General features: G+C 75.2%; 25 protein-coding genes and 1 pseudogene. 6 read left to right on the top strand and 20 right to left on the bottom strand.

Features of this window, described 5'->3' with window-relative positions; all coding sequences use genetic code 11:
• Positions 1–339: 339 nt before the first annotated feature.
• The 10 genes and pseudogenes from tyrS to ACI79H_RS15685 form a co-directional block, all read right to left on the bottom strand.
• The gene (gene tyrS, locus ACI79H_RS15730) at positions 340–1,632 is read right to left on the bottom strand and encodes a tyrosine--tRNA ligase (RefSeq protein WP_456555345.1); all 1,293 of its coding nucleotides are present in this window, start codon (positions 1,630–1,632) and stop codon (positions 340–342) included.
• Complete coding sequence (locus tag ACI79H_RS15725) at positions 1,629–2,333, bottom strand: DNA-3-methyladenine glycosylase (protein ID WP_456555344.1); 705 nt, start codon at positions 2,331–2,333, stop codon at positions 1,629–1,631. Before ACI79H_RS15725 ends, tyrS begins: the two co-directional genes overlap by 4 nt.
• Positions 2,297–3,739 carry an argininosuccinate lyase gene (argH, locus tag ACI79H_RS15720; protein WP_456555343.1) on the bottom strand — a complete coding sequence of 481 codons (1,443 nt, stop codon included), beginning with the start codon at positions 3,737–3,739 and terminating at the stop codon, positions 2,297–2,299. Before argH ends, ACI79H_RS15725 begins: the two co-directional genes overlap by 37 nt.
• Positions 3,736–4,278: pseudogene (locus ACI79H_RS15715) on the bottom strand (arginine repressor); the annotation flags it as partial. The pseudogene ACI79H_RS15715 and the gene argH, both read right to left, overlap by 4 nt.
• 13 nt (positions 4,279–4,291) lie before the next feature.
• Complete coding sequence (gene argF, locus ACI79H_RS15710; protein WP_456555342.1) at positions 4,292–5,236, bottom strand: ornithine carbamoyltransferase; 945 nt, start codon at positions 5,234–5,236, stop codon at positions 4,292–4,294.
• Positions 5,233–6,420: an acetylornithine transaminase gene (locus ACI79H_RS15705; protein WP_456555341.1), complete on the bottom strand. Its 1,188-nt coding sequence runs from the start codon at positions 6,418–6,420 to the stop codon at positions 5,233–5,235. Before ACI79H_RS15705 ends, argF begins: the two co-directional genes overlap by 4 nt.
• Complete coding sequence (gene argB / locus ACI79H_RS15700) at positions 6,417–7,442, bottom strand: acetylglutamate kinase (protein ID WP_456555340.1); 1,026 nt, start codon at positions 7,440–7,442, stop codon at positions 6,417–6,419. The genes ACI79H_RS15705 and argB overlap by 4 nt, the downstream gene beginning before the upstream one ends.
• Positions 7,439–8,590, bottom strand: a complete 1,152-nt coding sequence (gene argJ, locus ACI79H_RS15695; RefSeq protein ID WP_456555339.1) for a bifunctional glutamate N-acetyltransferase/amino-acid acetyltransferase ArgJ — start codon at positions 8,588–8,590, stop codon at positions 7,439–7,441. Before argJ ends, argB begins: the two co-directional genes overlap by 4 nt.
• The gene (argC, locus tag ACI79H_RS15690; protein ID WP_456555338.1) at positions 8,587–9,627 is read right to left on the bottom strand and encodes an N-acetyl-gamma-glutamyl-phosphate reductase; all 1,041 of its coding nucleotides are present in this window, start codon (positions 9,625–9,627) and stop codon (positions 8,587–8,589) included. Before argC ends, argJ begins: the two co-directional genes overlap by 4 nt.
• 33 nt (positions 9,628–9,660) lie before the next feature.
• Positions 9,661–11,040 carry an MFS transporter gene (locus ACI79H_RS15685; protein WP_456555337.1) on the bottom strand — a complete coding sequence of 460 codons (1,380 nt, stop codon included), beginning with the start codon at positions 11,038–11,040 and terminating at the stop codon, positions 9,661–9,663.
• An 86-nt stretch (positions 11,041–11,126) separates the two neighbouring features.
• Here ACI79H_RS15685 and ACI79H_RS15680 point away from each other — a divergent pair, with 86 nt between their 5' ends.
• Complete coding sequence (locus tag ACI79H_RS15680) at positions 11,127–12,008, top strand: diacylglycerol/lipid kinase family protein (protein ID WP_456555336.1); 882 nt, start codon at positions 11,127–11,129, stop codon at positions 12,006–12,008.
• A 10-nt stretch (positions 12,009–12,018) separates the two neighbouring features.
• Here ACI79H_RS15680 and ACI79H_RS15675 read toward each other — a convergent pair whose 3' ends face one another.
• From ACI79H_RS15675 to pheS, 3 genes are read right to left on the bottom strand one after another with little or no spacing between them, the layout of a single operon-like run.
• The gene (locus ACI79H_RS15675) at positions 12,019–12,822 is read right to left on the bottom strand and encodes an SDR family NAD(P)-dependent oxidoreductase (RefSeq protein WP_456555335.1); all 804 of its coding nucleotides are present in this window, start codon (positions 12,820–12,822) and stop codon (positions 12,019–12,021) included.
• Positions 12,815–15,304 (bottom strand): phenylalanine--tRNA ligase subunit beta, encoded by a 2,490-nt coding sequence (gene pheT, locus ACI79H_RS15670; protein WP_456555334.1) that lies wholly within the window; start codon positions 15,302–15,304, stop codon positions 12,815–12,817. Before pheT ends, ACI79H_RS15675 begins: the two co-directional genes overlap by 8 nt.
• Before the next feature lie 28 nt (positions 15,305–15,332).
• Entirely contained in the window at positions 15,333–16,400 is a 1,068-nt protein-coding gene (pheS, locus tag ACI79H_RS15665; RefSeq protein WP_456555333.1) for a phenylalanine--tRNA ligase subunit alpha, read from the bottom strand.
• Between the two features lie 124 nt (positions 16,401–16,524).
• On the opposite strand from pheS, the gene ACI79H_RS15660 reads away from it, so the two are divergent.
• The 4 genes from ACI79H_RS15660 to ACI79H_RS15645 all read left to right on the top strand — a co-directional run bounded on the left by ACI79H_RS15660 (position 16,525) and on the right by ACI79H_RS15645 (position 20,258).
• Positions 16,525–17,124, top strand: coding sequence for an EamA family transporter (locus ACI79H_RS15660; RefSeq protein WP_456555332.1), 600 nt, complete (start codon positions 16,525–16,527; stop codon positions 17,122–17,124).
• 106 nt (positions 17,125–17,230) lie between these two features.
• Complete coding sequence (locus ACI79H_RS15655) at positions 17,231–17,365, top strand: hypothetical protein (RefSeq protein WP_456555331.1); 135 nt, start codon at positions 17,231–17,233, stop codon at positions 17,363–17,365.
• Between the two features lie 68 nt (positions 17,366–17,433).
• Entirely contained in the window at positions 17,434–19,698 is a 2,265-nt protein-coding gene (locus tag ACI79H_RS15650) for a diguanylate cyclase domain-containing protein (RefSeq protein ID WP_456555330.1), read from the top strand.
• 26 nt (positions 19,699–19,724) lie between these two features.
• Positions 19,725–20,258: a GGDEF domain-containing protein gene (locus ACI79H_RS15645; protein ID WP_456555329.1), complete on the top strand. Its 534-nt coding sequence runs from the start codon at positions 19,725–19,727 to the stop codon at positions 20,256–20,258.
• Positions 20,259–20,264: 6 nt separating this feature from the next.
• On the opposite strand, the gene ACI79H_RS15640 is transcribed toward ACI79H_RS15645, so the two are convergent.
• Entirely contained in the window at positions 20,265–20,567 is a 303-nt protein-coding gene (locus ACI79H_RS15640) for a DUF4873 domain-containing protein (RefSeq protein WP_456555328.1), read from the bottom strand.
• A 24-nt stretch (positions 20,568–20,591) separates the two neighbouring features.
• A complete protein-coding gene (locus tag ACI79H_RS15635; RefSeq protein WP_456555327.1) occupies positions 20,592–21,266 on the bottom strand; it encodes a TetR/AcrR family transcriptional regulator in 675 nt (224 codons plus the stop codon).
• A gap of 63 nt (positions 21,267–21,329) precedes the next feature.
• Between ACI79H_RS15635 and ACI79H_RS15630 the strand changes: the two genes are divergently transcribed.
• Positions 21,330–22,265, top strand: a complete 936-nt coding sequence (locus ACI79H_RS15630) for an AurF N-oxygenase family protein (protein WP_456555326.1) — start codon at positions 21,330–21,332, stop codon at positions 22,263–22,265.
• Here the strand turns inward: ACI79H_RS15630 and ACI79H_RS15625 are convergent.
• The 5 genes from ACI79H_RS15625 to ACI79H_RS15605 all read right to left on the bottom strand — a co-directional run bounded on the left by ACI79H_RS15625 (position 22,262) and on the right by ACI79H_RS15605 (position 25,291).
• A complete protein-coding gene (locus ACI79H_RS15625) occupies positions 22,262–23,056 on the bottom strand; it encodes a TrmH family RNA methyltransferase (RefSeq protein WP_456555325.1) in 795 nt (264 codons plus the stop codon). The two genes, ACI79H_RS15630 and ACI79H_RS15625, sit on opposite strands and share 4 nt — an antisense overlap.
• A 91-nt stretch (positions 23,057–23,147) precedes the next feature.
• Positions 23,148–23,537, bottom strand: a complete 390-nt coding sequence (rplT, locus tag ACI79H_RS15620) for a 50S ribosomal protein L20 (RefSeq protein ID WP_456555324.1) — start codon at positions 23,535–23,537, stop codon at positions 23,148–23,150.
• A gap of 42 nt (positions 23,538–23,579) precedes the next feature.
• Complete coding sequence (gene rpmI / locus ACI79H_RS15615) at positions 23,580–23,774, bottom strand: 50S ribosomal protein L35 (protein WP_040336545.1); 195 nt, start codon at positions 23,772–23,774, stop codon at positions 23,580–23,582.
• A gap of 101 nt (positions 23,775–23,875) precedes the next feature.
• Entirely contained in the window at positions 23,876–24,550 is a 675-nt protein-coding gene (gene infC, locus ACI79H_RS15610) for a translation initiation factor IF-3 (RefSeq protein WP_456555323.1), read from the bottom strand.
• A gap of 240 nt (positions 24,551–24,790) precedes the next feature.
• Entirely contained in the window at positions 24,791–25,291 is a 501-nt protein-coding gene (locus tag ACI79H_RS15605; protein ID WP_456555322.1) for a PH domain-containing protein, read from the bottom strand.
• Between the last annotated feature and the right edge of the window lie 33 nt (positions 25,292–25,324).

Raw genomic sequence — 25,324 nt, 5'->3', positions numbered from 1 at the left:
CTCGATATCAATCAACCAAAGGAATCCCAGCCGAGATCCGAAGAACCCGGCACGGGGTATTACTTGGCACTGACTTTCGGCACGCTGTTGAGTTCTCAAAGAGCGGACGCGCAGACACTCGACCCTCGCAGGCCCCGTGACTGGCTGGATGTCCAACACTACGCCGGTTTCCGTTGCCCCCGCCAGCGGCGGGTCCCGGTCCGGCGGACCTCCCGGTCCGCGCGGCGCAGAGAGAAAGTTACGTCCCTCCGCGGGCGGTGTCAAACCGCGTGGTGGTGACGCCCGACACCGGCTCGTCACACGCGGCACACGTGCTGTTCACGCGCCCCGCCGGTCCGGTCAGGAGCCCCGCTGCACCCCGGCGATCGACCGCTTCCCCCGTCGGAGCACCAGCCAGCCACCCGGCAGCCAGGCCTCCGCGCCCGGTACGGCGTCGGCGTCGGTGACCCGCTCGTTGTTGAGGTAGGCGCCGCCCTCCTTCACGGTGCGACGCGCCTCCGACAGGCTGGCCACCAGGCCCGAGCGCTGGAGCAGGACGGCGACGGACGGCAGTTCGCCGTCCACCGTGACGCTGCCCGCCTCGCTGAGCGCCGCGGTGAGCGTGCCTGCGTCCAGGGTCGCCAGGTCATCACGACCGAACAGCGCCCGCCCCGCAGCCTCGGCCTGGCGGAGCTGGTCCGCGCCGTGCACCAGCAGGGTGAGCTCCTCCGCGAGCGCGCGCTGTGCCGCCCGCGCCGCCGGCCGCTCGAGGCTCTCCGCGAGGAGCGCCTCCACCTCGTCGGCCGGCCGCTCGGAGTACAGCGGCAACCATGCCCGGGCGTCGGCGTCGTCGGCGTTCAACCAGAACTGGAAGAAGGCGTAGGGCGAGGTGAGCGCCGGGTCCAGCCACACCGCACCGCCCTCGGTCTTGCCGAACTTGGTGCCGTCGGACTTCGTCACCAGGGGCGTCGAGAGGGCGTGCACCTTCGCGCCTGAGGTACGGCGGACCAGGTCGATGCCGGCGGTGAGGTTGCCCCACTGGTCGGACCCGCCGGTCTGCAGGGTGACCCCGTGCCGCTGGTGCAGTTCGCGGAAGTCGTTGGCCTGCAGGATCTGGTAGCTGAACTCTGTGTAGCTGATCCCCGCGTCCGAGTTGAGCCGGGCGGAGACCGCCTCCTTGGCCAGCATCTGGCTCACGCGGAAGTGCTTGCCGATGTCGCGCAGGAAGTCGATGGCCGAGACCGGCGCGGTCCAGTCGAGGTTGTTGACGTAGACCGGTGCGGGCAGCCCGTCCCGCTCGGCCGGCAGGTCGAGGAAGGGCGCGACCTGCTCGCGGATGCGCTGCACCCACCCGGCCACGGTGTCGCGGTCGTTGAGCTGGCGTTCGGCGGTGGGCCGCGGGTCACCGATGAGGCCGGTCGCACCCCCGACGAGGACGACGGGCCGGTGGCCGGCCCGCTGCAGGGCACGCATGACCATGTACTGGACGAGGTGGCCCACGTGCAGGCTCGGCGCGGTCGGGTCGACGCCGCAGTAGAACGCGACCGGCCCGTCGGCGAGGTGGGCGCGCAGCGCGGCCTCGTCGGTGCTCTGGGCGATCAGCCCGCGGCGGTGCAGCTCGTCGATCACTCCGACGTCGGAATCAGCGGTCACGGGGGTCCATCCTGCCCGCCGGCGCGACGACGCGGTTTCCCACCCGCCCGGAACGCGCTCACCGACGGCGCATCCGCCTCCCAGAAGCGCCACGGCAGCTCCGCCGCCTGGCTGATCCCCACCCGTGGGCCGGCCGAGACCGCCTCCGGCTGCGGTCCCCGGTGCAACCGGACCGCCGACGAGGGGTCGAGCAGATCGGCGCCCCGGTCGTCCGGGCCGATGCCCAGCGCCTGCGTGAGCCGCGCCGGGCCGCGGGCGAGGTCGCGCGCGACCCGGGCGGCCGGGCGCCGGGTCCGGGCGATCGGCTCCCCCACCACCACCTCGCCGGCCCGCAGCAGCACGGCCGAACCCCGCCCCTCCGGCCCGACGACGACGTTGGCGCACCAGTGCACGCCGTAGCTGAAGTACACGTAGAGCCGCCCGGGCGGGCCGAACATGATGGCCGCGCGTGGGGTCGGTCCGCGGTGCGCGTGCGACGCCGGGTCCTCCCCCTCGCCGGAGTAGGCCTCCACCTCGGTCAGCCGCAGCGCCACCTGCCCCTCGGGGCGGTCGGTCACCACCCAGCAGCCGAGCAGCGACGGCGCCACGACGTCGACCGGCCCGAGCAGGTCCGCCTCGCGGACGAGGGGGCCCGCCGAGGGCCGGCCGGGACCGGGGGCCGGGCTCAGAGCGCGGCCGCCACCGGCGAGCTGCCGGCCCATTCGGCGTGCTGCCGGGCCAGCTCGGCCAGCGAGGTCAGCTGCTCGGCGACGCGCTCGGGGGCGGTTCCGCCACGGGCCTTCCGGGCGGCCAGGGCGCCGGGCACGGACAGCACGGTCCGCACGTCCGGGGTGAGCCGCTCGTCGATGCCGGCGAGCTGGTCGTCGTCGAGCTCGTCGAGCTCGAGGCCGGCCTGCTCGCAGAACGCGACCATCTCGCCGCTGATCTCGTGCGCCGACCGGAACGGCACGCCCTGCCGCACCAGCCACTCGGCGACGTCGGTGGCCAGCGCGAACCCCTGCGGCGCGGCGGCCTCGAGCACCTCGGGCCGCAGCGTCAAGGTGGCCACCATGCCGGTGACCGCGGGCAGCAGGAGCAGCAGCTGGGACAGCGAGTCGAAGACCGGCTCCTTGTCCTCCTGCAGGTCGCGGTCGTAGGCCAGCGGCAGCCCCTTGAGCATGGTGAGCAACCCGGTGAGGTTGCCGACGAACCGGCCGGACTTGCCGCGCGCCAGCTCGGCGATGTCGGGGTTCTTCTTCTGCGGCATGATCGAGGACCCGGTGGCCCAGGCGTCGTCGAGCCGGGCCCAGCCGAACTCGGTCGACGTCCACAGCACGACCTCCTCCCCCAGCCGGGAGAGGTGCACGCCGATCATCGCGGCGACGAAGCAGAACTCGGCGGCGAAGTCGCGGTCGCTCACACCGTCGATCGAGTTGTCGGTGGCCCGGTCGAAGCCGAGCTCGGCGGCGACCGCGTCGGGGTCCAGCGGCAGCGACGACCCGGCCAGCGCGCCGGAGCCGTACGGGCTCACCGCGGTGCGCCGGTCCCAGTCGCGCAGCCGGTCGACGTCGCGGGCGAAGGAGTGCGCGTGCGCCAGGAGCTGGTGGGCGATGAGCACCGGCTGGGCGTGCTGCAGGTGGGTCATGCCCGGGGCGGCGACGTCGGCGTACCGCTCGGCCAGCCCGACGATGGCGTACTCCAGGGAGGACAGCTCGCCGGCCAGCGCGCGGACGTGGTGGCGCAGGTAGAGCCGCAGGTCGGTGGCGATCTGGTCGTTGCGGCTGCGGCCGGCGCGCAGCTTGCCGCCCAGGGCGCCCAGCTTCTCCGTGAGCCCGCGCTCGAGCGCCTCGTGCACGTCCTCGTCGGACTCGATCGCCGTGAAGGTGCCGGCCGCGACCTCGTCGGAGAGCTCGCGCAGGGCACCGAGCATCTGCTCGAGCTCCGCGTCGGCGAGCAGGCCGGCGCGGTGCAGGACCCGGGCGTGGGCACGCGAGCCGGCCAGGTCGAAGGGCGCCAGCGCCCAGTCGAAGTGGGTCGACTTGGACAGCGCCGCCATCGCCGGCGACGGGCCACCGCCGAAGCGGCCCCCCCAGAGCCGGGTCTGCGATCCAGGTGACGTGGTGCTCACGTGCCGGCGTCCTCTTCCAGGTCGTCCTGCAGTTCGGGGTACACGGCCGGCGTGCGCTCGGCGAGCGCGCGCAACCGGTCGGCCAGCGCCGGCCCGCCGTCGGGCGCGCGGGACACGACCAGCAGAGTGTCGTCCCCGGCGATGGTGCCCAGGACGTCGGGGAGGCCGACCTTGTCCAGCGCCGAGGCGAGGAACTGGGCAGCCCCGGGCGGCGTCCGCAGCACGGCCAGGTTGGCGCTGCCCTCGGCGCCGGTCAGCAGATCGGCCAGGAGCCGGGTCAGCCGGGCGGGAGCGGTCTGCGCCGGCCGCAGCGGCGCGTTCTCGGGCGGCAGCACGTAGGACGCCGGGGCGCCGTCGGAGCCCCGCATCTTGACCGCCCCCAGCTCCTCGAGGTCCCGGGAGAGCGTCGCCTGGGTGACCTCGATGCCGGAGCCGGCCAGCAGCGCGGCCAGGTGGGTCTGCGAGGTCACCGCCTCGGCCTCGATGAGCTGCCGGATGCGGGCCTGGCGCGCGCTGCGGCCGGGGGCCGACGTCATCGTCGCCGCCGCGTCGTCACGAGCGCTCCAGCAGCCAGACGAGCACGGCCTTCTGGGCGTGCAGGCGGTTCTCCGCCTCGTCCCACACCGCGCTCTGCGGGCCGTCGATGACCCCGGCCGCGATCTCCTTGCCGCGGTAGGCGGGCAGGCAGTGCAGGACGACGGCGTCGTCGGCGGCCCGGGCGAGCGCGGCGTCGTCCACCGCGTAGGGCAGGAACGGCGCGGTGCGGGCGTCGTGCTCCCCCTCCTGCCCCATCGACACCCAGGTGTCGGTGACCAGGACGTCGGCACCGTCGGCCGCGGCCGCGGCGTCGGCGGTCCAGGCCACCGAGCCGCCGGTCCCGGCAGCGATCTCCGCCGCGCGCTTGAGGATCTCCGGGTCCGGCTGGAAGTCCTCGGGTGAGCCGATGCGCACGTGCATCCCGGCGGTCGCGCCGCCCAGCAGGTAGGAGTGCGCCATGTTGTTGGCGCCGTCGCCGAGGTAGCTCAGCGAGCGGCCGGCGAGGGAGCCCTTGCGCTCCACGACCGTCTGCAGGTCGGCCAGGATCTGGCAGGGGTGGAACTCGTCGGTGAGCGCGTTGACCACCGGCACCCGGCTGGCCGCGGCCATCTCCTCGATCCGCTCCTGGCCGAAGGTGCGCCAGACGATCGCGGCGACCTGCCGGTCCAGCACGCGGGCGGTGTCGGCGATCGGCTCGCCGCGGCCGAGCTGGCTGGTGGCCGCGTCGATGACCAGCGGGTAGCCGCCGAGCTCGGCCACGCCGACGGAGAACGAGACGCGGGTGCGGGTCGAGGGCTTGTCGAACAGGACGGCCACGCCCCGCGGCACGCCGTTGGCCGCGCGCAGCGGCACCGGTGCCTCCGCGGTGTGCCGCGTCGCCTTGAGCGAGGCGGCCAGCGCCAGGACCTCGGCCTGCTCGGCCGGGGTCAGGTCGTCGTCCCGGAGGAAGTGGCGGGTCACGAACCGGTCTCCAGGGCGGCGTCCAGGGCAGCGGGCAGCGCGGCGACGAAGGCGTCGACCTGCGCGTCGGTGAGCACCAGCGGTGGGGCGAGCCGCAGCACGCCCGGCGCGACGGCGTTGGTGAGGAAGCCGGCGGCGCGCAGCTGCGCCTCGAGCCGTGCGGCGACGTCGGCGGTGAGGACGACGCCGAGCAGCGCACCCCTCCCCCGGACGCCGCCGATGCCGGCGTGGCCCAGGCCCTCGATGCCGGCCGTGAACCGGTGCTCGATCTCCTTGGCGCGCTCCAGCAGGCCCTCGTCGCGGATCGTGTCGAGCACCGCGAGCGCGGCCGCCGCGGCGATCGGGTTGCCGCCGAAGGTGGAGCCGTGCGACCCGGCGGTCATCAGCTCGGCCGCGTCGCCGAAGGCGAGCATCGCGCCGATCGGCAGCCCGCCGCCCAGCGCCTTGGCCAGCGTGATCACGTCGGGCCGGAGCCCGTCGGCCTGGTGGGCGAACCAGTGCCCGGTGCGGCCCATGCCGGTCTGCACCTCGTCCAGGGCGAACAGCGCTCCGGCGTCCGCTGCCGCGGCCGCCCCGGCGGCCAGGTAGCCGGGCGGCGCGGGCAGCACGCCGCCCTCGCCGAGCATCGGCTCGAGCAGCACCATGGCGGTCCGCTCTCCGACGGCGGCCGTCAGCGCGCCGGTGTCGCCGTAGGGCACGTGCGCGACACCGCCGGGCAGCGGCAGGAACGCGGCGGCCTTGGACGGCTGGCCGGTGAGCGCGAGGGCGCCCATCGTCCGCCCGTGGAACGCGCCCGCCGCCGCCACGACCTGCGGGCGGCCGGTCAACCGGCTGAGCTTGAAGGCGGCCTCGTTGGCCTCCGCGCCGGAGTTGCAGAAGAACACCCGGCCGGGCCGGCCGGTGAGCTCCAGCAGCCGCTCGGCCAGGGCCACGCCGGGCTCGTGCATGGCGAGGTTGGAGACGTGCCCGAGCTTGGCGGCCTGGGTGCCGATCGCCTCGACCACCCGGGGGTGGGCGTGACCGAGGATCGTCGTGGCGATCCCGCCGAGCAGGTCGGTGTACTCGCGGCCGTCGACGTCGCGGACGACAGCGCCGGAGCCGGAGTCCAGCGCGACCGGCGGCGTCCCGTAGTTGCCCATCATCACCGCTGACCAGCGGCGGGCCAGCTCCTCCGTGCGCGTCATGGTGCTGTGCCCTCCTCCTGGGTCGTCGGTGCATCGGTCGGTGCGGGCAGGGCCGGGACCACCATCGTCCCGGTGCCCTCGGTGGTGAACATCTCCAGCAGCAGGGCGTGCGGTGTGCGGCCGTCGACGACGGTCGCCCGCTTCACCCCGCCCTGGACCGCCCGCAGGCAGGCGGCCATCTTCGGCGCCATACCGGCGTCCAGGTCGGGCAGGATCTCGGCCAGCTCGGCGACGTCGATCTGCTGCACGAGCGAGTCGCGGTCGGGCCAGTCGGAGTAGAGGCCCTCGACGTCGGTGAGCACGACGAGCTTGACGGCGTCGAGCGCGACGGCGACGGCCGCGGCGGCGGTGTCGGCGTTGACGTTGTGCACGACGCCGTCCCGGTCGGGGGCGACGGTCGCGATGACCGGGATGTGCCCGGCCTCGAGCAGCGCGCGGACCGGGGCGGGGTCGACCTCGACGACGTCACCGACCAGGCCGATGTCGACCGGCTCGCCGTCCACGACCGCCTGGGTGCGCTCGGCGGTGAACAGCCCGCCGTCCTCGCCCGACAGGCCGACGGCCAGGGGCCCGTGCTGGTTGATCAGCCCGACGACCTCGGGCGTGACCTGCCCGGTGAGCACCATCCGGACGACCCCGATCGTCTGCTCCGTGGTGACCCGCAGGCCGCCCCGGAACTCGCTCTCGATGCCCAGCCGGCCCAGCATCTCGGTGATCTGCGGGCCGCCGCCGTGCACGACGACCGGCAGGATGCCGCAGGTCCGCAGGAACACCATGTCGTCGGCGAAGGCGCGGCGGCACTCGTCGTCGACCATCGCGTGGCCGCCGTACTTGATCACCACGACGTTGCCGTGGAACTCCTTGAGCCACGGCAGCGCCCCGGTGAGGACGGCGATGCGGCGCGCGTCGCCCTCGGGGTCGTGGGTGCGCATCACCCGGTGGGTGCCGATGCGCCGCGGCGGGACCGCCTGGTCGACCGCCACGTCCGGCGGGGTGGGGTCCTGGGCGTCGTCGGCGCTCACGTCGAGTACGCCGAGTTCTCGTGCACGTAGGCGATCGACAGGTCGTTGGTCCAGATCGTCGCCTCCTCGGTGCCCGCCCGGAGGTCGACGTCGATGGTGATCTCCCGGCCGGTGAGGTCGACGCCCTCGCGCGGGTCGCCGATGGCGCCGCCCCGGCAGACCGTGACGCCGTTGATGGTCACGTCGACCTGGTCGGCCTCGAACGCGGCGTCGGTGGTGCCGATGGCGGCGAGCACCCGGCCCCAGTTCGGGTCGTTGCCGAACAGCGCCGTCTTGAGCAGGTTGTTGCGCGCGCAGGCGCGGCCCGCGGTCAGGGCGTCCTCGACGGTGGCGGCGCCGCGGACCGTGATCGCGATGTCCTTGGTCGAGCCCTCGGCGTCGGCGAGCAGCTGCATCGCCAGGTCGGTGGCCGCCGCGACCAGCGCCGCGGTGAACTCCTCGGCGCTCGGGCTGACCCCGCTCGCGCCGTTGGCCAGCACGACGACCGTGTCGTTGGTCGACAGGCAGCCGTCGGAGTCGACCCGCTCCACGCTGAGCCTCGTGGCCTGCTCGAGGGCCGGCTGCAGGACCTCGGCCGGCACCACCGCGTCGGTGGTGAGCACGACGAGCATCGTGGCCAGGCTGGGCGCGAGCATCCCCGCGCCCTTGGCCATGCCGCCGATGCTCCAGCCCGCACCCTGCTGGACGGTCGTCTTGGGCACGCTGTCGGTGGTCATGATGGCCCGCGCCGCGTCGGCGCCGCCGTCCTCGGAGAGCGCCTGCGCCGCCGCGGTGACCCCGGCGGTCAGCTTCTCCATGGGCAGCCGCACGCCGATCAGCCCGGTGCTCGCGACGGCGACGTCGATCGCGCCCAGGCCCAGTTCCTCGGCGACGTGCTCGGCGGTGGTGTGCGTGTCGGCGAAGCCCTCGGGGCCCGTGCAGGCGTTGGCGCCCCCGGAGTTGAGGACGACGGCCCGGCAGCGCTGACCGGCGAGCACCTGGCGGCTCCAGACGACCGGAGCGGCCGGGAAGCGGTTGGTGGTGAAGACGGCGGCGGCGACGTCGTCGGGGCCGGTGTTGAGCACCAGCGCGACGTCGGGGTCGCCGCTGGACTTCAGCCCGGCCGCGACGCCCGCGGCGCTGAAGCCCTTCGGGGCGGTGACGCTCACGGTGCGACTCCTACGAGCGGGAGACCGGCGGTCTCGGGGAGGCCCAGGGCGAGGTTGGCGCACTGCAGCGCGGCTCCCCCGGTGCCCTTGGTGAGGTTGTCGACGGCGGCGACGACGACCAGGCGTCCGGCGTCGGGGTCGACGGCGATCTGCAGCGCGACGGTGTTGGCGCCCAGCACCTGGGCCGTGGTCGGCCACTGCCCCTCGGGCAGCAGCTGCACGAACGGCTCGTCGGCGTAGGCCTTCTCGTAGGCGGCGCGGGCGGCGTCGGCACCGGTGCCGGGGGTCAGCTTCGCCGAGCAGGTGGCGAGGATGCCGCGGCTCATGGGCACCAGCGTCGGCGTGAAGCTCACGCCGACCGGTGCACCGGCCGCCTGCGACAGGTTCTGCACCATCTCGGGGGTGTGCCGGTGCACTCCGCCGACGCCGTAGGCGCTGACCGCACCCATGACCTCGCTGCCGAGCAGGTGCGGCTTGGCCGACTTGCCCGCACCGCTGGTCCCGCTGGCGGCCACGACGACGACGTCGGGTTCCACGAGGCCCGCCGCCAGGGCCGGGGCCAGCGCGAGGGTGACCGAGGTCGGGTAGCACCCGGGGACGGCGATCCGCCGCGCACCGGCCAGCTGCTCGCGCTGGCCGGGCAGCTCGGGCAGCCCGTACGGCCAGGAGCCGGCGTGGTCGCTGCCGTACCACCGCGACCACGCCGCCGGGTCGGTCAGCCGGTGGTCGGCGCCGCAGTCGATCACGACGGTGTCCGCCGGCAACTGGGCGGCGATCGCCGCCGACTCGCCGTGCGGCAGCGCCAGGACGACCACGTCGTACCCGGCCAGGCTCGCGGGGTCGCTGGGCTGGACGGCCATGTCGGCGTAGGGCAGCAGGTGCGGCTGCAGCTCGCCCAGGCGTCGGCCGGCGCTCGAGTTGGCGTGCACCCCGGCCAGCCGGAGGTGGGGGTGCGCGGCCAGCAGGCGGCACACCTCTCCCCCGGCGTACCCGGTGGCGCCGGTGACCCCGACCGTCCACGTCTGCCCTGTGTTCACGATGAATGACCATACACGGTCATGCATGAATGCTCACGTGGGTTTCCCGAGCGGAAGCCGGGCGAAGAGCACGGCGGCCAGCAGCGCGAGCGCCGCGGACGCCGCCCACGGGACCACCGGGGCCTCCTCCCCCGGTCCGGGGAGCCCCGTGGTGGCCGCGGCGGTGAGCAGCACCAGCGCGGTCCCGATCGCGGTCCCCAGCTGGGCGCTGGTGTTGATGACACCCGACGACGTCGCGCGCTGCGACTCCGGCACGTCGGTACCGAGCGACGTCGTCGCCACTGCCGCCAGCCCCAGCCCGAGTCCGGCGACAGCCATCCCGACCCCCACCAGGACGGCGGTGGCCGGCGACAGCAGGGGCAGCGCGGTACCGGCGGCGATGAGCGCGAGCCCGGCCGCGGTGACCCGCTCGCGGGGCCGGTGCACGATCAGCCGGGCGGCGACCGCGGACCCGGCGACGACGGCGACGCTCAGCGGGAGCAGCGTCGCGGCGGCCTCCAGCGGCGTCCGCCCCAGCGTCGACTGCAGGTACAGGGTGATCAGGGTGGCCACGCCGCTGGTCGTGGCGGTGTTCACGAAGGACCCTGTGGTGCCGCGGAGCACCTGCGGTCCCCGCACGAGCGGGCCGGGCAACAGCGGCGCGGCCGACCTCCGGTCCGCCCCCACGAAGCCGGCAGCGGCCACGACGCCGCCCGCGACGAGGAGCGCGCCCTGCACGCGGGGTTCCTCCTCGCCGAGCAGCGTCGTCCCGACCACGAGGAGCATCACCGCCGCGGTGAGCAGCGCCGACCCCAGGCCGTTGAGCGGCGTGCGCGTCGACGACCGGGGCTCGGGCGGCACCACGACCGCGAGCACCACGGCCAGGACCGCGGCGCCGGCCAGCAGCCCCCAGAAGATCACCCGCCACGTGGTCAGCGCGGACACGGCGCCGCCCACGACGAACCCGGCGGCGCCCGCCGCGGCGCCGGCGGCGCTCCACGCGGCCACGGCGCGCGCCCGGGCACGGTCGTCGTCGGTCAGCGACGTCAGGAGGCGCAGCGCCGAGGGGACGGCCGCGGCCGCCGCGGCACCCTGCACGCACCGCGCGGCGGTGAGCACGGCCACCGATCCGGCCACCGCCGCGAGCAGCGACCCCACGGCGAACAGTGCCAGCGCGCCCAGGATGGTGCGGCGGTGGCCGAGCCGGTCGCCGAGGCGGGCACCGAACATGAGCAGCCCGCCGAAGAACATGGCGTAGCCGGTGGCGACCAGGGTGCCGTCCGCTCCGGTCCCTCCGACGTCCGAGAGCATCGGCGGCAGCGCGGTGACGACCACGGTGACCCCGAGGACGTCGACGAACTGGATCAGGCACAGGACGGCGACGACCCGCCCCGTCCGCGGGCCTGCCCGCGCACTCCCCGCTGCTCCACGCACGACCGGCAGGATGCCGGGGCCTTCCGACAGTTCGCACCGGAGCCCGCAGTGACTGGGCGTAGGTCCCGCTGGGCAGTGCTCCGGCCGTGACCGCGTTCGACCGGATCGTCATCGTCTTCAACCCGCAGAGCACCGGCGACGCCCCCTCGTCGGCGCAGGACCTGCGCGACGAGCTCGCCCGCCGGCTCCCCGGGGTGCCCCTCGAGCTCGCACCCACCCAGCACGCCGGGCACGCCCGCGACCTCGCGCGGGAGGCGGCCGCGTCCGGGCGCCCCCTCGTCGTCTCGGTCAGCGGCGACGGCGGCTACAACGAGGTGGTCAACGGGGTGGTGGACGCCGGCAACGAGAAGGCCGTCTGCGCCGTCCGCGCGGCCGGCAACGCCAACGACCACCGGCGGGTCACCCGGCAGCGGCACCTGGCCGACGCCATCGTGGCCGGCGAGGTCCGGCGCATCGACCTGCTCCGGCTGACCGTCGGGACGGGCGCGGACGCCGAGGTCCGATACGCGCACTCCTACATCGGGGTCGGGCTCACGCCGGTCGTCGCCGTCGACCTGGAGGAGGGCGGCAAGGGGTCGTGGCGGGAGATCGTGTCGGTGGTCCGCGGTTTCGCGCGCTTCCGGCCCTTCCCCATCCGGCTCGAGGACGGACACCGGCGCCGGATCGACAGCCTCGTGTTCGCCAACATCGCCGAGATGGCCAAGCACGCGCGGCTCAGCGACACGGGCGCGCCGGACGACGGCCGGTTCGAGGTGATCACCCAGCGGCAGACCGGCAAGCTCCGCATCCTGGCGACGGCGGTCCGGGCCGCCACCCGGGGCCTGGGCCAGCAGCCCAGCGCGACGCACTACGGCTTCACCCCGTTGGCGCCGATGCCGCTGCAGCTGGACGGCGAGCTGGTCGCGCTGGCGGCCGGTGTCCCGGTGAGCGTGGACATCGCCCCCCTCGCCCTGGCCACGGTCGGCTGACCACCAGCGGTCAGGCCAGCGGGTCGTCCTCGCCGTAGGGGCGCAGCCGCAGCCGGCGGGCGTCGCCCTCGGGTGTCGTCGCGCGCAGCACGTCGAGCGCGTCCTTGCCGGCGCGGATGAACCGCCCCGACCACTGGTCGAGCTCGCCGGCGGCGATCGCGGCGACCAGCTCGACCACCCGCTCCGGCGGTGTCCAGTCCTCGAAGCCCTGCCACATGTGCATGGAGCGGGTCATCGGCGTGTCGACGACGCCCGGCGCGACGTCGAATGCGCGGACATCGGAGCCCTCGAGCGCCGCGGCCAGGGACTCGGTCAGCCGCATGAGCCCCGACTTGGCGACCGAGTAGGCCGAGTAGTCGGGGTTCGCGCGGGTGCCCATGCCGCTGGCCAGGTCGACGATCCGCCCGCGGTTGCGCAGCACCATCCACGGCACGACGGTGCGCACGGTCAGCAGCGCGCCCCGCACGTGGCTGGAGACGACGTCCCACCACTGGTCGGGATCGGCCTCCCAGACCGGCACCTCGAACTCGTCGACGAGCCCGGCGTTGTTGACGAGCAGGTCGATCGGACCGAGCTCCTCGCGCACGACGCCGACCGCCTCCTCGACCGATGCGCGGTCGGTGACGTCGGCGGCGACGGCGAGCGTGCGCCCCCCGGTGGCGGCGCCGACCTCGTCCATCGCCGTCCGCAGCCGGTCCCCGGTGCGGGCGAGCCCGGCGACGGCCATGCCGCGCGCGGCCAGGCCCTCGACCAGGTGCCGGCCGATGCCGGACGACGCCCCGGTGACCAGGGCGACGCCCGACAGCTCACGCACGGAGGGTCGCCCCCGTGCGCTCGGCGGCCAGCGCGACGGCGGCGTCGCGCACCGCGGCCGCCTCCTCACCGGTCAGCGTCCGGTCCGGCGCGCGCAGCGTCAGCGCGAACGCCAGCGACCGGGACCCGGCCGGCACGGGGGCGCCGGTGTAGACGTCGAAGAGCCGGAGCTGCTCGAGCAGCTCCCCCGCGCCCTCGCGCAGCGCCTCGGCCACCGCGGCGGACGGGACGTCGTCCCGCACCACGAGCGCGAGGTCCTGCAGCACCGGCGGGAAGGCGGAGATCGACGGGCCGAGGGCGACGGGGGCGGCGGGCAGCGCGTCGACGTCGAGCTCCATCACCGAGGTGCGGGCCGGCAGCTCCAGCGCGGCGCACACCCGCGGGTGCAGCTCGCCTGCATACCCGACGACACGGAACCCGACGTCCGGCGTGCCCACGAGCAGCTCCGCGCACCGGCCCGGGTGCCACGGCGCCCGCTCCCCCGCCCGGACGGTGAGCTCGACCCCGGACGCGGCGGCGACCCGGCGTGCGGCCTCGACCGCGTCGGCCCAGACCGCTGGCCGTCCCGCGCCCCACCAGCCCCGCGGCTCGCGGTGCCCGGTCAGCGCCACCGCCACGTGCCACGGTTGCCGCGGCACGGCGCCGAGCAGCGCGGCGAGCGTCTCGTCGTCGGGGCGCGCCTCCACGCCGGGCAGCGGGGCGCTGGTGCGCTCCCCGCCCGGGAAGACCGAGCCGTGCTCGAACAGGGCGAGGTCGCGCTGCCCCCGGGAGAGGTTCCGCGCGAGCGAGGCGAGCAGGCCCGGCAGCAGCGTCGTCCGCAGCGCCGGCTCCTCCTCGGACAGCGGGTTGCGCACGAGAACGACCGCGCGGCGCTCGTCGTCGTCGGGCAGGCCGAGCGCGTCCAGGGCCGGCGTCCCGACGAACGGGTAGGACGGCGCCTCGACGTAGCCGGTCTCGGCGAGGGCCCGCCCGATGGCCCGGCGGCGGCGCTGCACGTCGGTCAGCCCGCGGCCGGGCGGTGCGGTCGGCAGCACCGACGGGATGTCGTCGTAGCCGGCCAGCCGGACGACCTCCTCGACGAGGTCGGCCGGGTCGGTCAGGTCGGGTCGCCACGACGGCGGGGTGACCAGCAGGTCGCTGCCGTCGCCGTCGACGGAGCACCCGACCGCGGTCAGCAGCTCGACGACCTGCATCGGCGAGTACGCGACCCCGGCGGTGCGGGCGGGCCGGGCGGCGTCCAGCGGGATCTGCGGCCGGGCGGTGCGCGTGTCGACGTCGACCACCCCGCCGACGACGGTGGCGCCGCCGTACTCGCACAGCAGGTCGGCGGCGCGGGCCAGCGCGACGACCGTCATCTCCGGGTCGACCCCGCGCTCGAAGCGCTTGGCCGCCTCGCTGGGCAGCCGGTGCCGGCGCGCGGTGCGCGCGACGCCGGTCGGCTCCCAGTGCGCGGCCTCGAGCAGCACCGCGGTGGTGCCGTCGCCGATCTCGGTGGTGGCACCGCCCATGACGGCGGCCAGGCCGATCGGCCCGGTGTCGTCGGTGATGAGCAGGTCGTCACCGGCGACCAGGGTGCGCGTCGTGCCGTCCAGGGTGGTCAGCCGCTCGCCCTCGCGGGCCAGCCGGACGGTGATCGGCCCGGACACCTTGTCGCGGTCGAAGGCGTGCATCGGCTGGCCGAGCTCGACCATCACGTAGTTGGTGACGTCGACGGCCAGCGAGATGCTGCGGATCCCGGCCTGGGCCAGCCGGCGGCGCAGCCACCACGGGCTCGGCGCGGCGGGGTCCAGCCCCTCCATCGCGAGCATGGAGAACCGGTCGCAGCGCTCGGGTGCGTCGACGGCGACCTGCCAGGCGGGCGCGCCGGACCAGGCCGGCGGCGTCGCCGCACCCGGGTCGCGCCACGGCGCGGCCAGGCCGGTGCCCATCTCCCGGGCGATGCCGCGCATGGAGAGGCAGTAGCCGCGGTCGGGGGTGACCGCCAGCTCGATGACGACGTCGTCCAGCCCGGTGACCGGGCCCGCCGGCGTGCCCGGCGGCGGGACGTCGGCGCCCTCGCCGCCCAGCACGAGGATGCCGGCGTGGTCCTCCCCGAGGCCGAGCTCCTTGACCGAGCAGATCATCCCGTCGGAGATGCGGTCGTAGGTCTTCCGCGAGGCGATCGCGAAGCCGCCGGGCAGCACCGCGCCGGGCAGCGCGACGACGACGGTGTCGCCGACGGCGAAGTTGCGGGCGCCGCAGACGATGCCGCGCGGCTCCGCCTCCCCGACGTCCACCGAGCAGAACCGGATCGGCTTCTTGAAGCCGGTCAGCTCCTCGATCTCCTGGACGCGGCCGACGACGAGCGGGCCGGTGACCTGCTCGGGGCGGTGGATCTCCTCGACCTCGAGGCCCAGCCGCACGAAGGCGGTGTCGAGGTCCTCGACGGAGGTCCCGGCGGGGACGTCGACGTACTCGGCCAGCCAGCCGATGGGGACTCTCACTGTGCTTCCCCTTGCCTGTGACGGTTGGTCACTGCTCTACCCCGAAGGCCGTGGTGAACCGGACGTCGCCCTCGACGATGTCGCGCATGTCGCCGACGCCGGAGCGGAACTGGAGGGCGCGCTCGATGCCCATCCCGAAGGCGAAGCCCGAGAACTCGTCGGGGTCGATGCCGCAGGCGACCAGCACCCGCGGGTTGACCATCCCGCAGCCGCCCCACTCGACCCAGCGCGGGCCGTCGCGGTGCTCGGGGAACCACACGTCGAACTCCGCCGAGGGCTCGGTGAACGGGAAGTACGACGGCCGCCAGCGGGTGATCGCCTCGGCGCCGAACAGCGACCGCGCCAGGTGGTCCAGCGTGCCGCGCAGGTGGGCCATGGTCAGGCCGCGGTCGATCGCCAGGCCCTCGACCTGGTGGAACACCGGGGTGTGCGTCGCGTCGAGCTCGTCGGTCCGGTACACCCGTCCCGGCGCCACGACGTAGATGGGCGGCGTGCGGGAGAGCATGGTCCGGGCCTGCACCGGGCTGGTGTGCGTGCGCAGCACCAGGCCCGAGTCCTCCGGTGCGACGAAGAAGGTGTCCATCATCGTGCGGGCCGGGTGGTCGCGGCCGATGTTGAGCGCGTCGAAGTTCAGCCACTCGGCCTCGAGCTCGGGGCCGTCGGCGACCTCGTAGCCCATGCCGACGAAGGTGTCGCTGATCCGCTCCATGACGGTGGTGAGCGGGTGCCGGGCACCGCGGGGCGTGCGGTCCCACGGCAGCGTGACGTCGACCCGTTCCTCGGCGAGCACGCGGGCGTCGCGCTCGGCCTCCAGCTCGGCCAGCCGGGCGGCGTAGGCGTCGGTGACCGCGACCCGGGCGGCGTTGACCCGCTTGCCGGCGTCGGAGCGGGCGGCCGGCGGCAGGGCGCCGAGCTCGCGTCGAGCCAGCAGCACCGGCGCGCGGTCGCCCAGGTGGGCGGGGCGCACGGCGGCCAGCCCGTCGAGGTCGGCCGCCTCGGCGAACGCCGTCCGGGCCGCGTCGACGGCGGCGTCGAGGGCCTCCGGGGAGAGGGCCGCGACCTGCTTGGGGTCGTAGGGATCGTTGGCGCCAGACACGGGAGGCCATTCTGCCCGGAGCCGGCCCCGGGCCGCGCCTGGGTTCCCGGTCCGCGCTGTCGGGGCCGGCTGCTAGAACGGCAGCCGGCCCCGCACGGTGCGGGGCTGGGACCCGGAGGTCGACGTGGCGGTGGTGCTGGCCCTGTCCTCGGCCGTCGTCTACGGCGCGTCGGACTTCCTGGGCGGGCTGGCCAGCCGGCGGGCCTCGGTCTACGCGGTGGTCGCCGCCTCGCAGCTCATCGGGCTGGCCGCCCTGCTCGCACTGCTGCCCTGGCTCGGCGGCCCGGTGTCCTCGGCCGACCTCGCCTGGGGTGCGGCGGCGGGGCTCGCGGGCTCGGTCGGCCTGGTCGTCTTCTTCCGCACGCTCGCCGGCGGCGTGATGAGCGTCGTCGCCCCGGTCACCGCGGTCACGGCGGCGGCCGTCCCGGTGCTGGTCGGGCTGCTCGGCGGCGAGACCATCGGCCCCTGGGCGGCGGCCGGCATCGCCCTGGCCCTGGTGGCGGTCGTCCTGGTATCGGCCGAGGGCGGCCTGGCGGCGCTGCGCGCGGCGCGGCCGGCGGCGCTGGCCCCGCGCTGCTCGCCGGCACGATGTTCGGGCTCTTCTTCGTGGCGCTGGACCGGACGTCGGCGGACGCGGGGCTCACACCGCTGGTGGCCGCCCGGGTCGCCTCGGTCACCCTGGTCGTGGTCGTCGCCCTCGCCCTCCGGCAGCCCGTCGGCGTGAGCCGCCCGGCGCTGCCGCTGGTCGCCGTCTCCGGGGTCGGTGACATGCGGCCAACGCGCTGTTCCTGCTCGCCACCCAGGCCGACGGCCCGCTGGCCGTCACCGGCGTGCTGGCCTCGCTGTACCCGGTGAGCACGGTGGTGCTCGCCCAGGTCGTGCTGCGCGAGCGGCTGGTCGGGGCCCAGGTGGCCGGCCTGCTGTCGGCCGCCGCCGCGATCGTGCTCATCACGCTGCCCGCCTGATCTCCCCCCATCGGAGCAGACGCCGCCTCCGGGCTCACCCGGCGCGCCCGGCCGGCCGATGGGAGCACGTGGACCTCTCCCCGGAGCACACCGCGAGCGCGCTCGAGGCAGCGCTGGCTCCCGGCGCCGTGCGCAGCGTCTTCCAGCCCATCGTCGAGCTCGACACCGGCCGCGTCGTGGCCTACGAGGCGCTCGCCCGCGGGCCGGAGGGGCCGCTGGAGCGCCCCGACCTGCTGTTCGCGGCGGCCCGCTCGGCCGGCCGGCTGGCCGAGCTGGACCAGCTGTGCCGCACGGCCGCCTTCCGCGGCGCGGTGGAGCAGGGCCTGCTGGGCCCGCTGACCGTCTTCGTCAACGTGGAGCCGGAGGTGCTCGACAGCGCACCGCTGGACGACCTGCTGGCCATCGCCGACGCCGCCCCGCGCGACCTGCGGATCGTCCTGGAGATCACCGAGCGGGCGCTGGCCGCCCGTCCGGCCGAGCTGCTGCGCACCGTCGAGCGCGTCCGCAGCCTGGGCTGGGGCGTCGCGGTCGACGACGTGGGCGCCGACTCCATGTCGCTGGCCTTCCTGCCGCTGCTGGCCCCCGACGTCATCAAGCTGGACCTGCGGCTGGTCCAGGACCGCCCCGGGCCCGCGGTCGCGGAGATCATGAACGCGGTCAACGCGCACGCCGAGCGGACCGGTGCGGTGGTGCTCGCCGAGGGCATCGAGACCGAGCAGCACCTGGCCATGGCGCGGGCGCTGGGCGCGACGCTGGGCCAGGGGTGGCTGTTCGGCCGCCCCGGCCCCGGAGCGGTCCCCGGCCTGCCCACCGGCGAGCTGGCCCTGCTGGGCGTCCCCGAGGTCGCGCAGGGCGACATCTCACCGTTCAGCTGCCTGCCGGCCGGCGCGCCGCTGCGCCGCTCGGTCAAGTCGCTGCTCATCGAGCTGTCCAAGCAGCTGGAGCGCGAGGCCATGCGGCTGGGCGAGACCTGCGTCGTCGCCGCCACGTTCCAGGAGGCCCGGCACTTCACGCCCTCGACCATCCAGCGCTACCGCGACCTCGTGGAGCGCACCGGCTTCGTCTGCGCCCTGGGCGAGGACCTCCCGGTGGAGCCGCTGCCCGGCGTCCGCGGTGCCGCGCTCGACCCGGCCGACCCCGTACGCGGCGAGTGGGACGTCGTCATCCTCAGCCCGCACTTCAGCGCCGCGCTGCTGGCCCGCGACCTCGGCGACGACGGCCCGGACCTGGAGCGCACCTTCGAGTACGCGCTCACATACGACCGCGCGACGGTCATCCGGGCGGCGCACGCGCTGCTCACCCGGGTCGTCCCGCGCACGGAGGCCGCACTGCCCGTCGTCGCGGAGCGCACGGCGCAGCCGGTCGCCGTCGCGTCCGGGCGGCCGCAGGTCGGCCCGGACGGCGACGCGCTCCTGCGCAGCGCGCTGGCGGCCACGACCAGCGGCGTCACCATCGCCGACATGCGACTGCCCGACCAGCCGCTGATCTACGTCAACGACGCGTTCGAAGCCCTCACCGGCCTCTCCCGCGACGAGGTGATCGGCCGCAACTGCCGGTTCCTGCAGTCCCCGGACACCGATCCGGCGGCCGTGGCCCGGATCCGGGCGGCGATCGACCGGGGCGAGGAGTGCCGGGAGACCGTGCTCAACGTCCGGGGCCCGGACCGGGAGCCGTGGTGGAACGAGATCCACCTGGCGCCGGTCCGCGACGCCGACGGGACCGTCGTCCAGTACATCGGCGTGCAGCACGACGTCACCGCGCGGGTGGCCGCCGAGCGCGCCCTCCTGCAGGAGCGCGACCGCAACCGCGCCTTCCTGAGCCGCATCGAGGAGCTCGCCTACACCGACCCCCTCACCGGGCTGCCCAACCGCCGGCGCCTGGAGGAGCAGGTGGAGACGGCGCTGTGGAACGCGCGCAGCGGCTCGGACACCGTGGCCCTGCTCTTCGTCGACCTGGACGGCTTCAAGGCCGTCAACGACGACTTCGGGCACGCCGCCGGCGACGAGCTGCTCCAGGTCATCGCCCGGACCCTGCGCAGCCGGCTGCGCCGTGGCGACCTGCTGTCGCGGCTGGGCGGGGACGAGTTCCTCGTCGCGCTCACCGGGCTTGCCCCCGGCACCGCCGCCCTGGAGGCCCGCCGGGTCGCCGACGAGCTGTCCGCGGCCGTCGGCGTGCCGGCTGCCGTGGCCGGGCGGGAGGTCACGGTCGGCGCCAGCGTCGGCGTGGCCGTCTACCCGGCCGACGGCGAGGAGTTCGGCGCCCTGCTGCACAGCGCCGACATGGACATGTACGCGCGGAAGACGGCCACGCGCGCGCTCGTCCCGCAGCGCTGACCCGTCCCGATCCGCAGGGAGACCACGTGTCCACCATCCCCCGCCCGCGCGGTCCGGAGCCGGAGGTCCTGGCCCGGCTGGAGCAGCTCCGCGGCACCGACCCGGTGACCGGCCTGCCCGGCCGGACCCGCACCGAGGCCCTCCTGGAGGTGGCCGTCTGGACCGCGCGCAGCGGGGACGCCGCCCTGGGCGTGCTGGGCGTCGAGCTGACGGGGCTGGACGCGGTCTCCGAGCGCTTCGGGCGGCCGGCCGCCGACGACGTCCTGCGCGCGGCCGCCCAGCGGGTGCGGGGCCGGCTTCGGCACGGCGACCTCGTGGGCCGGCTGCGCCCGCAGCGGTTCGCCGTCGCCGTGCCGGGGCTCGCGCCGGCCGTCGCCACGCGGGAGACCGCCCGGATCGCCGGCGCGCTGGCCGACGCGGTGGGCGCGCCGTTCGTGGTGGCCGGCGAGCAGGTCGTGCTCGGCGTCCGCGTCGGCACCGCGCTGTGCCCGACCGACGCCGGCGACGTCACCGGCCTGCTCGCGCTCGCGGCTGCCGGGGAGGCCGGCGTCCGGCACTGAGCCGGCTCAGGCCCCCGCGGCGCCGTCGAGCAGCTCGACCGGGAAGGGCGGGCGGTCCACCCCGGTGATCCGGGTGTTGCCCCACGGGTCGGACTCGGTGGCCTCCGCGGTCCCGGTGCCGTGCGGCGTCGTGACCTGCACGCGGGTGCGTGGCGGCAGCGCCAGCGCCAGGCGCCCCGACCACACCACCGAGCCGGCGAGCGGGTCGAACCGGGCGCCGAGCACGGCGCGGACCTTGCGGGCGGGCCGGCCGTCGGCCGTGACGGTGACCTCGCCGTCGTAGCCCTCGGGCTCCTCGTGCTCGCTCATCGGCTCCCTCTCGTCGGGATGGGGTCAGCGGGTCGGGGGCAGGAGCGCGCCGAGCCCGCCGTGGGCCAGCTCGGTGAGCTGGTCCACCAGCTGGGTGGCCGGGACCGTGCGGGCCGCCGACCACCAGTGCGCGGCCAGCTGCACCATGCCGACGACGCCGTAGGCCCAGGTGAGGGCCGGCTCGGGCGAGCGGCCCGCGGCCTTCAGCCGCTCCCCCATGAGCACGCCCAGGGCCTCGGCGATCTCCCGCTCGGTCGCGGCGACCAGGTCGGCGCGGCCGGACCGGCCCGCGTGCGCGTAGGCGAACCGGTAGAGCGCGGGCTCGTCCTCGATGAGCGAGACGAACGCGGCGATCACCGCACGCAGCTGCGCCCGGTCGTCCGGGCGCTCGGCGGCCAGCTCGCCCATCAGCCGCGGCAGCAGGATGGCCTCGGAGATGCGGCCGAGGACGGCGTCGACCAGCTCGTCCTTGTCGCTGAAGTACCGGTAGATGACGGTCTTGGACACGCCGGCGCTGCGGGCGACGTCGTCCACCGCGAACTCGGGTCCGGCCACGCGCACGGCCTCGACCGCGGCGCTGACCAGGTCCTCGCGCCGGGCACGGCGGTGCTCGGTCCACCGGGACCGTCGACCGTCGGGCGCGGCCTCACCAGCTCCCGGCTCCTGCGCGGCCGGCGCCGGGTGCAGCGCGGGTTGCATGTGTTCCACAGTAACAGCTACCTTTCAGGGACAGCCCCGCTCGACGCCCGAGGGAGACCGCTGATGACCGCCACCCTGCCTTCCGGCACCGCCGGCCACGACGCCGCCACGCGCAAGGCGCCCGTCGACCGGCAGGCGCTGTCCGCGCGCCTGCTCGGCTCGGCCGCCAAGAAGTCCTACGACCCGGTCGTCGACATCGACTGGGAGGCGCCGATCCCCGAGCACCTCTACGGCCTGTCGCCCGAGTGGTCCAGCCTGTTCGGCACGCCGTTGTGGGACGGGCTCACCGAGGAGCAGCGGGTCACGCTCACGGTCCACGAGTACTGCTCCATCTCCGGCGTCGGCATCTGGTTCGAGTGTCTGCTCATGCAGCTCGTCCTGCGCGACATCTACGGCGACGACCCGGCCCAGCCGCACGTGCAGTGGGCGCTGACCGAGATCGCTGACGAGTGCCGGCACTCGGTGATGTTCGCCCGCACCGCGCAGACCTTCGGTGCGCCGTCCTACCAGCCGCCGAAGAGGATCCAGCGGCTCGGCAAGGCGTTCGCGGCCAAGGGCGACGGCCCGGCCGCCTACGCGGCGATCCTCGTGGCCGAGGAGATCCTCGACATCTTCCAGCGCGACCTCATGAAGGACGAGCGCGTCCAGCCCCTCACCCGGGCGACCAGCCAGATCCACGTCGTCGAGGAGGCACGGCACATGCGCTTCGCGCGCGAGGAGGTCGCCCGCCGGACGCCGGAGCTCTCGGCCTGGCAGCTGCGCAAGCACCGCACCATCGTGGCAGCGGTGGCCGCCATCGTCGCGGAGAACCTCGTCCAGCCCGAGGTGTACGCCAGCGTGGGGCTCGACCCGGAGACGGCGAAGGCGGCCGCCCGGGAGAACGAGCACTACGCGGCCAAGCTCCGCGAGGCCTCCGCCGGGCTGGTGGACTTCCTGCGCGGCGTCGGCCTGATCGGCGGGCCGTCCGAGCGGCTCTGGAAGCGCGCCCAGCTCATCTAGCCCTGGGCCAGCTGGGTGGCGTAGAGGCAGATCGCGGCGGCGGCGGAGAGGTTGAGGCTCTCCGCCCGGCCGCGCATCGGGATCCGCACCCGCGCGTCGGCCAGCGCTGCCAGCTCGGCGGGCACGCCCCGCGCCTCGTTGCCGAACAGCCACAGCACCGGGCCGGCGAGCCGCCCGTCCGCCGCCGCGACGTCGAGGCCGAGCTCTCCCCCGCCGTCGGCCGCGAGCACGGTGCCGCCCGCCGACCGCCAGGCGGGCAGGAACTCCTCCAGCGGCGCACCGCGGACGACGTCCAGGTGGAAGAGGCTGCCGGCGCTGGACCGGACGGCCTTGCCGCCGTACGGATCGGCCGAGCCCGCGCCGAAGACGACGGCACCGGCACCGCAGGCATCCGCCGTCCGCAGCACGGTGCCGGCGTTGCCCGGGTCGGCCAGCTCGGCCAGCGCGACGGCGAGGGCGGGCGGTGCGGCCAGGACCTCGCCGGCCGGGACGTCGCGCAGCGCGCAGACGGCGAGCAGCCCCTGCGGGGTGACCGTCTCGGACAGCCCGGCGGCGGCCTTGTCGGTGAGCAGCCGTACCGGCACCGGGGAGCCGGCGAGCAGGTCGCGGTGCGCCTGCGCGGCGGCCTCGGTCGCGAACACCTCGCGGACGCGGTCGGGATCCGCCAGCGCCTCGACCACCGCCTGCCGGCCCTCGGCGAGGAAGAGCCCGGCGTCGTTCCGGCCCGTCCGGCGGGTCAGCTTGCGCGCCGCGACGACGCGCGCCGAGCGCTCGGTCAGCAGCTCGCCCATCCCCGTCCCCTCCTCGCGCAGACGCCGACGCCGCCGGCACCCGGCCCCGGAGGGCCGGACACCGACGGCGTCGGGCGGTGCTGCTGGTCGATCAGGCGGCCTGGGCGCCGGTCGCCTCGGGGTTCGCGGCGAGCGCGGCCCGGGAGGACTCGACGAGCGCGGCGAAGGCGGCCGGCTCGTTGACGGCCAGCTCGGCCAGGACGCGGCGGTCCAGCTCGATGCCGGCGAGCTTCAGACCCTGCATGAACCGGTTGTAGGTCATGTCGTTCTGACGCGCGGCGGCGTTGATCCGGGTGATCCACAGCTTGCGGAAGTCGCCCTTGCGGACCTTCCGGTCGCGGTAGTTGTAGGTGGCCGAGTGGAGGATCTGCTCCTTGGCCTTGCGGTACAGCCGCGACCGCTGACCGCGGTAGCCGCTGGCCTGCTCGAGGACCGTACGGCGCTTCTTCTGGGCGTTGACCGCCCGCTTCACGCGTGCCACGTGAGTGCTCCTGTCTTTCTAAAGGTCAGTGGAAAGGGGCGCTCAGAGGCCCAGCAGCTTCTTCATCCGCGGCGCGTCGGCCGGGGACAGGACGCCGATGCCGCTCACGCGACGCTTGCGGCTCGAGGACTTGACCTCGAACTTGTGCTGGTTGTTCGTGTGCTCGCGCACCAGCTTCCCGGAGCCGGTCACGCGCACGCGCTTGGCCGTGCCCTTGTGGGTCTTCTGCTTCGGCATGTCCCTCGTCCTGTTCGTCTGGATGTCGGTGCCGGCGGCAGCACGCAGCTGCCGCACGGCACCGGCCGTCTTCGGTCGTGCGGGTCGATCGGGGCGACCGATCAGGCCTGCGCGGCCTGCTCGTCGTTCGCCGTCCCGGACGCCGAGGCCTTCTCCGCCTTCGCCGAGCGGCGCGCGGCGTCGGTGGCTGCCTGGTTCCGGTGCGGGGCGATCACCATGACCATGTTCCGGCCGTCCTGCTTCGGGTTGGACTCGACGACGCCGAGGTCGGCGACGTCGGCGGCCAGCCGCTGGAGCAGCCGGTAGCCCATCTCCGGTCGCGACTGCTCGCGGCCGCGGAACATCACGGTGATCTTGACCTTGTCGCCGCCCTTGAGGAAGCGCTCGACGTGGCCCTTCTTGGTCTCGTAGTCGTGCGGGTCGATCTTGAGGCGCAGCCGCATCTCCTTGATGACGGTGAGCGCCTGGTTCCGCCGGGCCTCGCGGGCCTTCTGGGCGGACTCGTACTTGAACTTCCCGTAGTCCATCAGCTTGGCGACCGGCGGCCGGGCCATGGGAGCGACCTCGACGAGATCGAGCTCCGAGTCCTGGGCCAGGCGCAGCGCTTCGCCGATCGACACGACGCCGACCTGCTCGCCCTCGGGTCCGACGAGACGGACCTCGGGGACGCGGATGCGGTCGTTGATGCGGGGCTCGGTGATGGCCTCTCCTCTGCTCTTGCCTGTGAGGAGCTCACCCGTCCCGGGAGCCGGAGAGCAGGAAGGCCCCGTGAGCATCGGCTCACGGGGCCCACTCTCCGGACACCGCACGCGTCACGGGGACACGTGCGGGGCGCGACAACCGGTCGGAACCGGTTCTCGCGATCCGGGACCTGAGTGCCTCGACGGCATCAGGTGGGAGCGGGCTCCTCTTGGATCAGCGGCCCGGGGCGGGGCCGCTGGTTGGTTCGCGCGCCTCATGTAGCGGGGGGAGGCACGCCCACCCTACAGCGTCGGGGACGCTGCCGTCATTCCCCCTCAGTCGTCGTACAGCAGCGGCGGCCGCGGCGGGGGCGCCGGGTCCTCCGCGCGGGCCGCGGCGTGCAGGGCCCGCAGGCCCTCGATCGCCCGAGCCGCGTGCTCGCCGTCGAACACCTGCAGGCCCAGCAGCGAGATCTCGTCCCCGTTCTCCAGCGCGAGGGCGCCCCAGGCCGACGTCCGGTCGAAGCGGACCGCCTTCACCGACTGCCAGGGCAGCTCGTGCCGGACGAACAGGTTGCGCACCCGCACCCCCGAGGCGTCGGCGTCCACGCGGGAGCGGCCCAGGAGCAGCACCCCCGCGGCCAGCAGGACCCCGACCCCGCCGAGCGCGACCTGGTCGGCGACGCCGTAGTCCACGACGGAGTTCGTCGTCGACGGCAGCGTCACCACGACGACCGCCGCGACCGCCAGCACGACACCGGCCACGACGGCCAGCAGCAGCCGCAGGCGGCGGGGCACGGCCGAGACGGCGGCGGGTGCGGCGGTGGGCCCGGACATGCCCCCATGGTGACAGCCGCCGCCGCGGGGACG

This window comes from Blastococcus sp. SYSU D01042 (genome assembly GCF_054050515.1).
The sequence above is the reverse complement of the archived record's forward strand: the minus strand, read 5'-3'. Positions and strand labels throughout refer to the sequence as shown.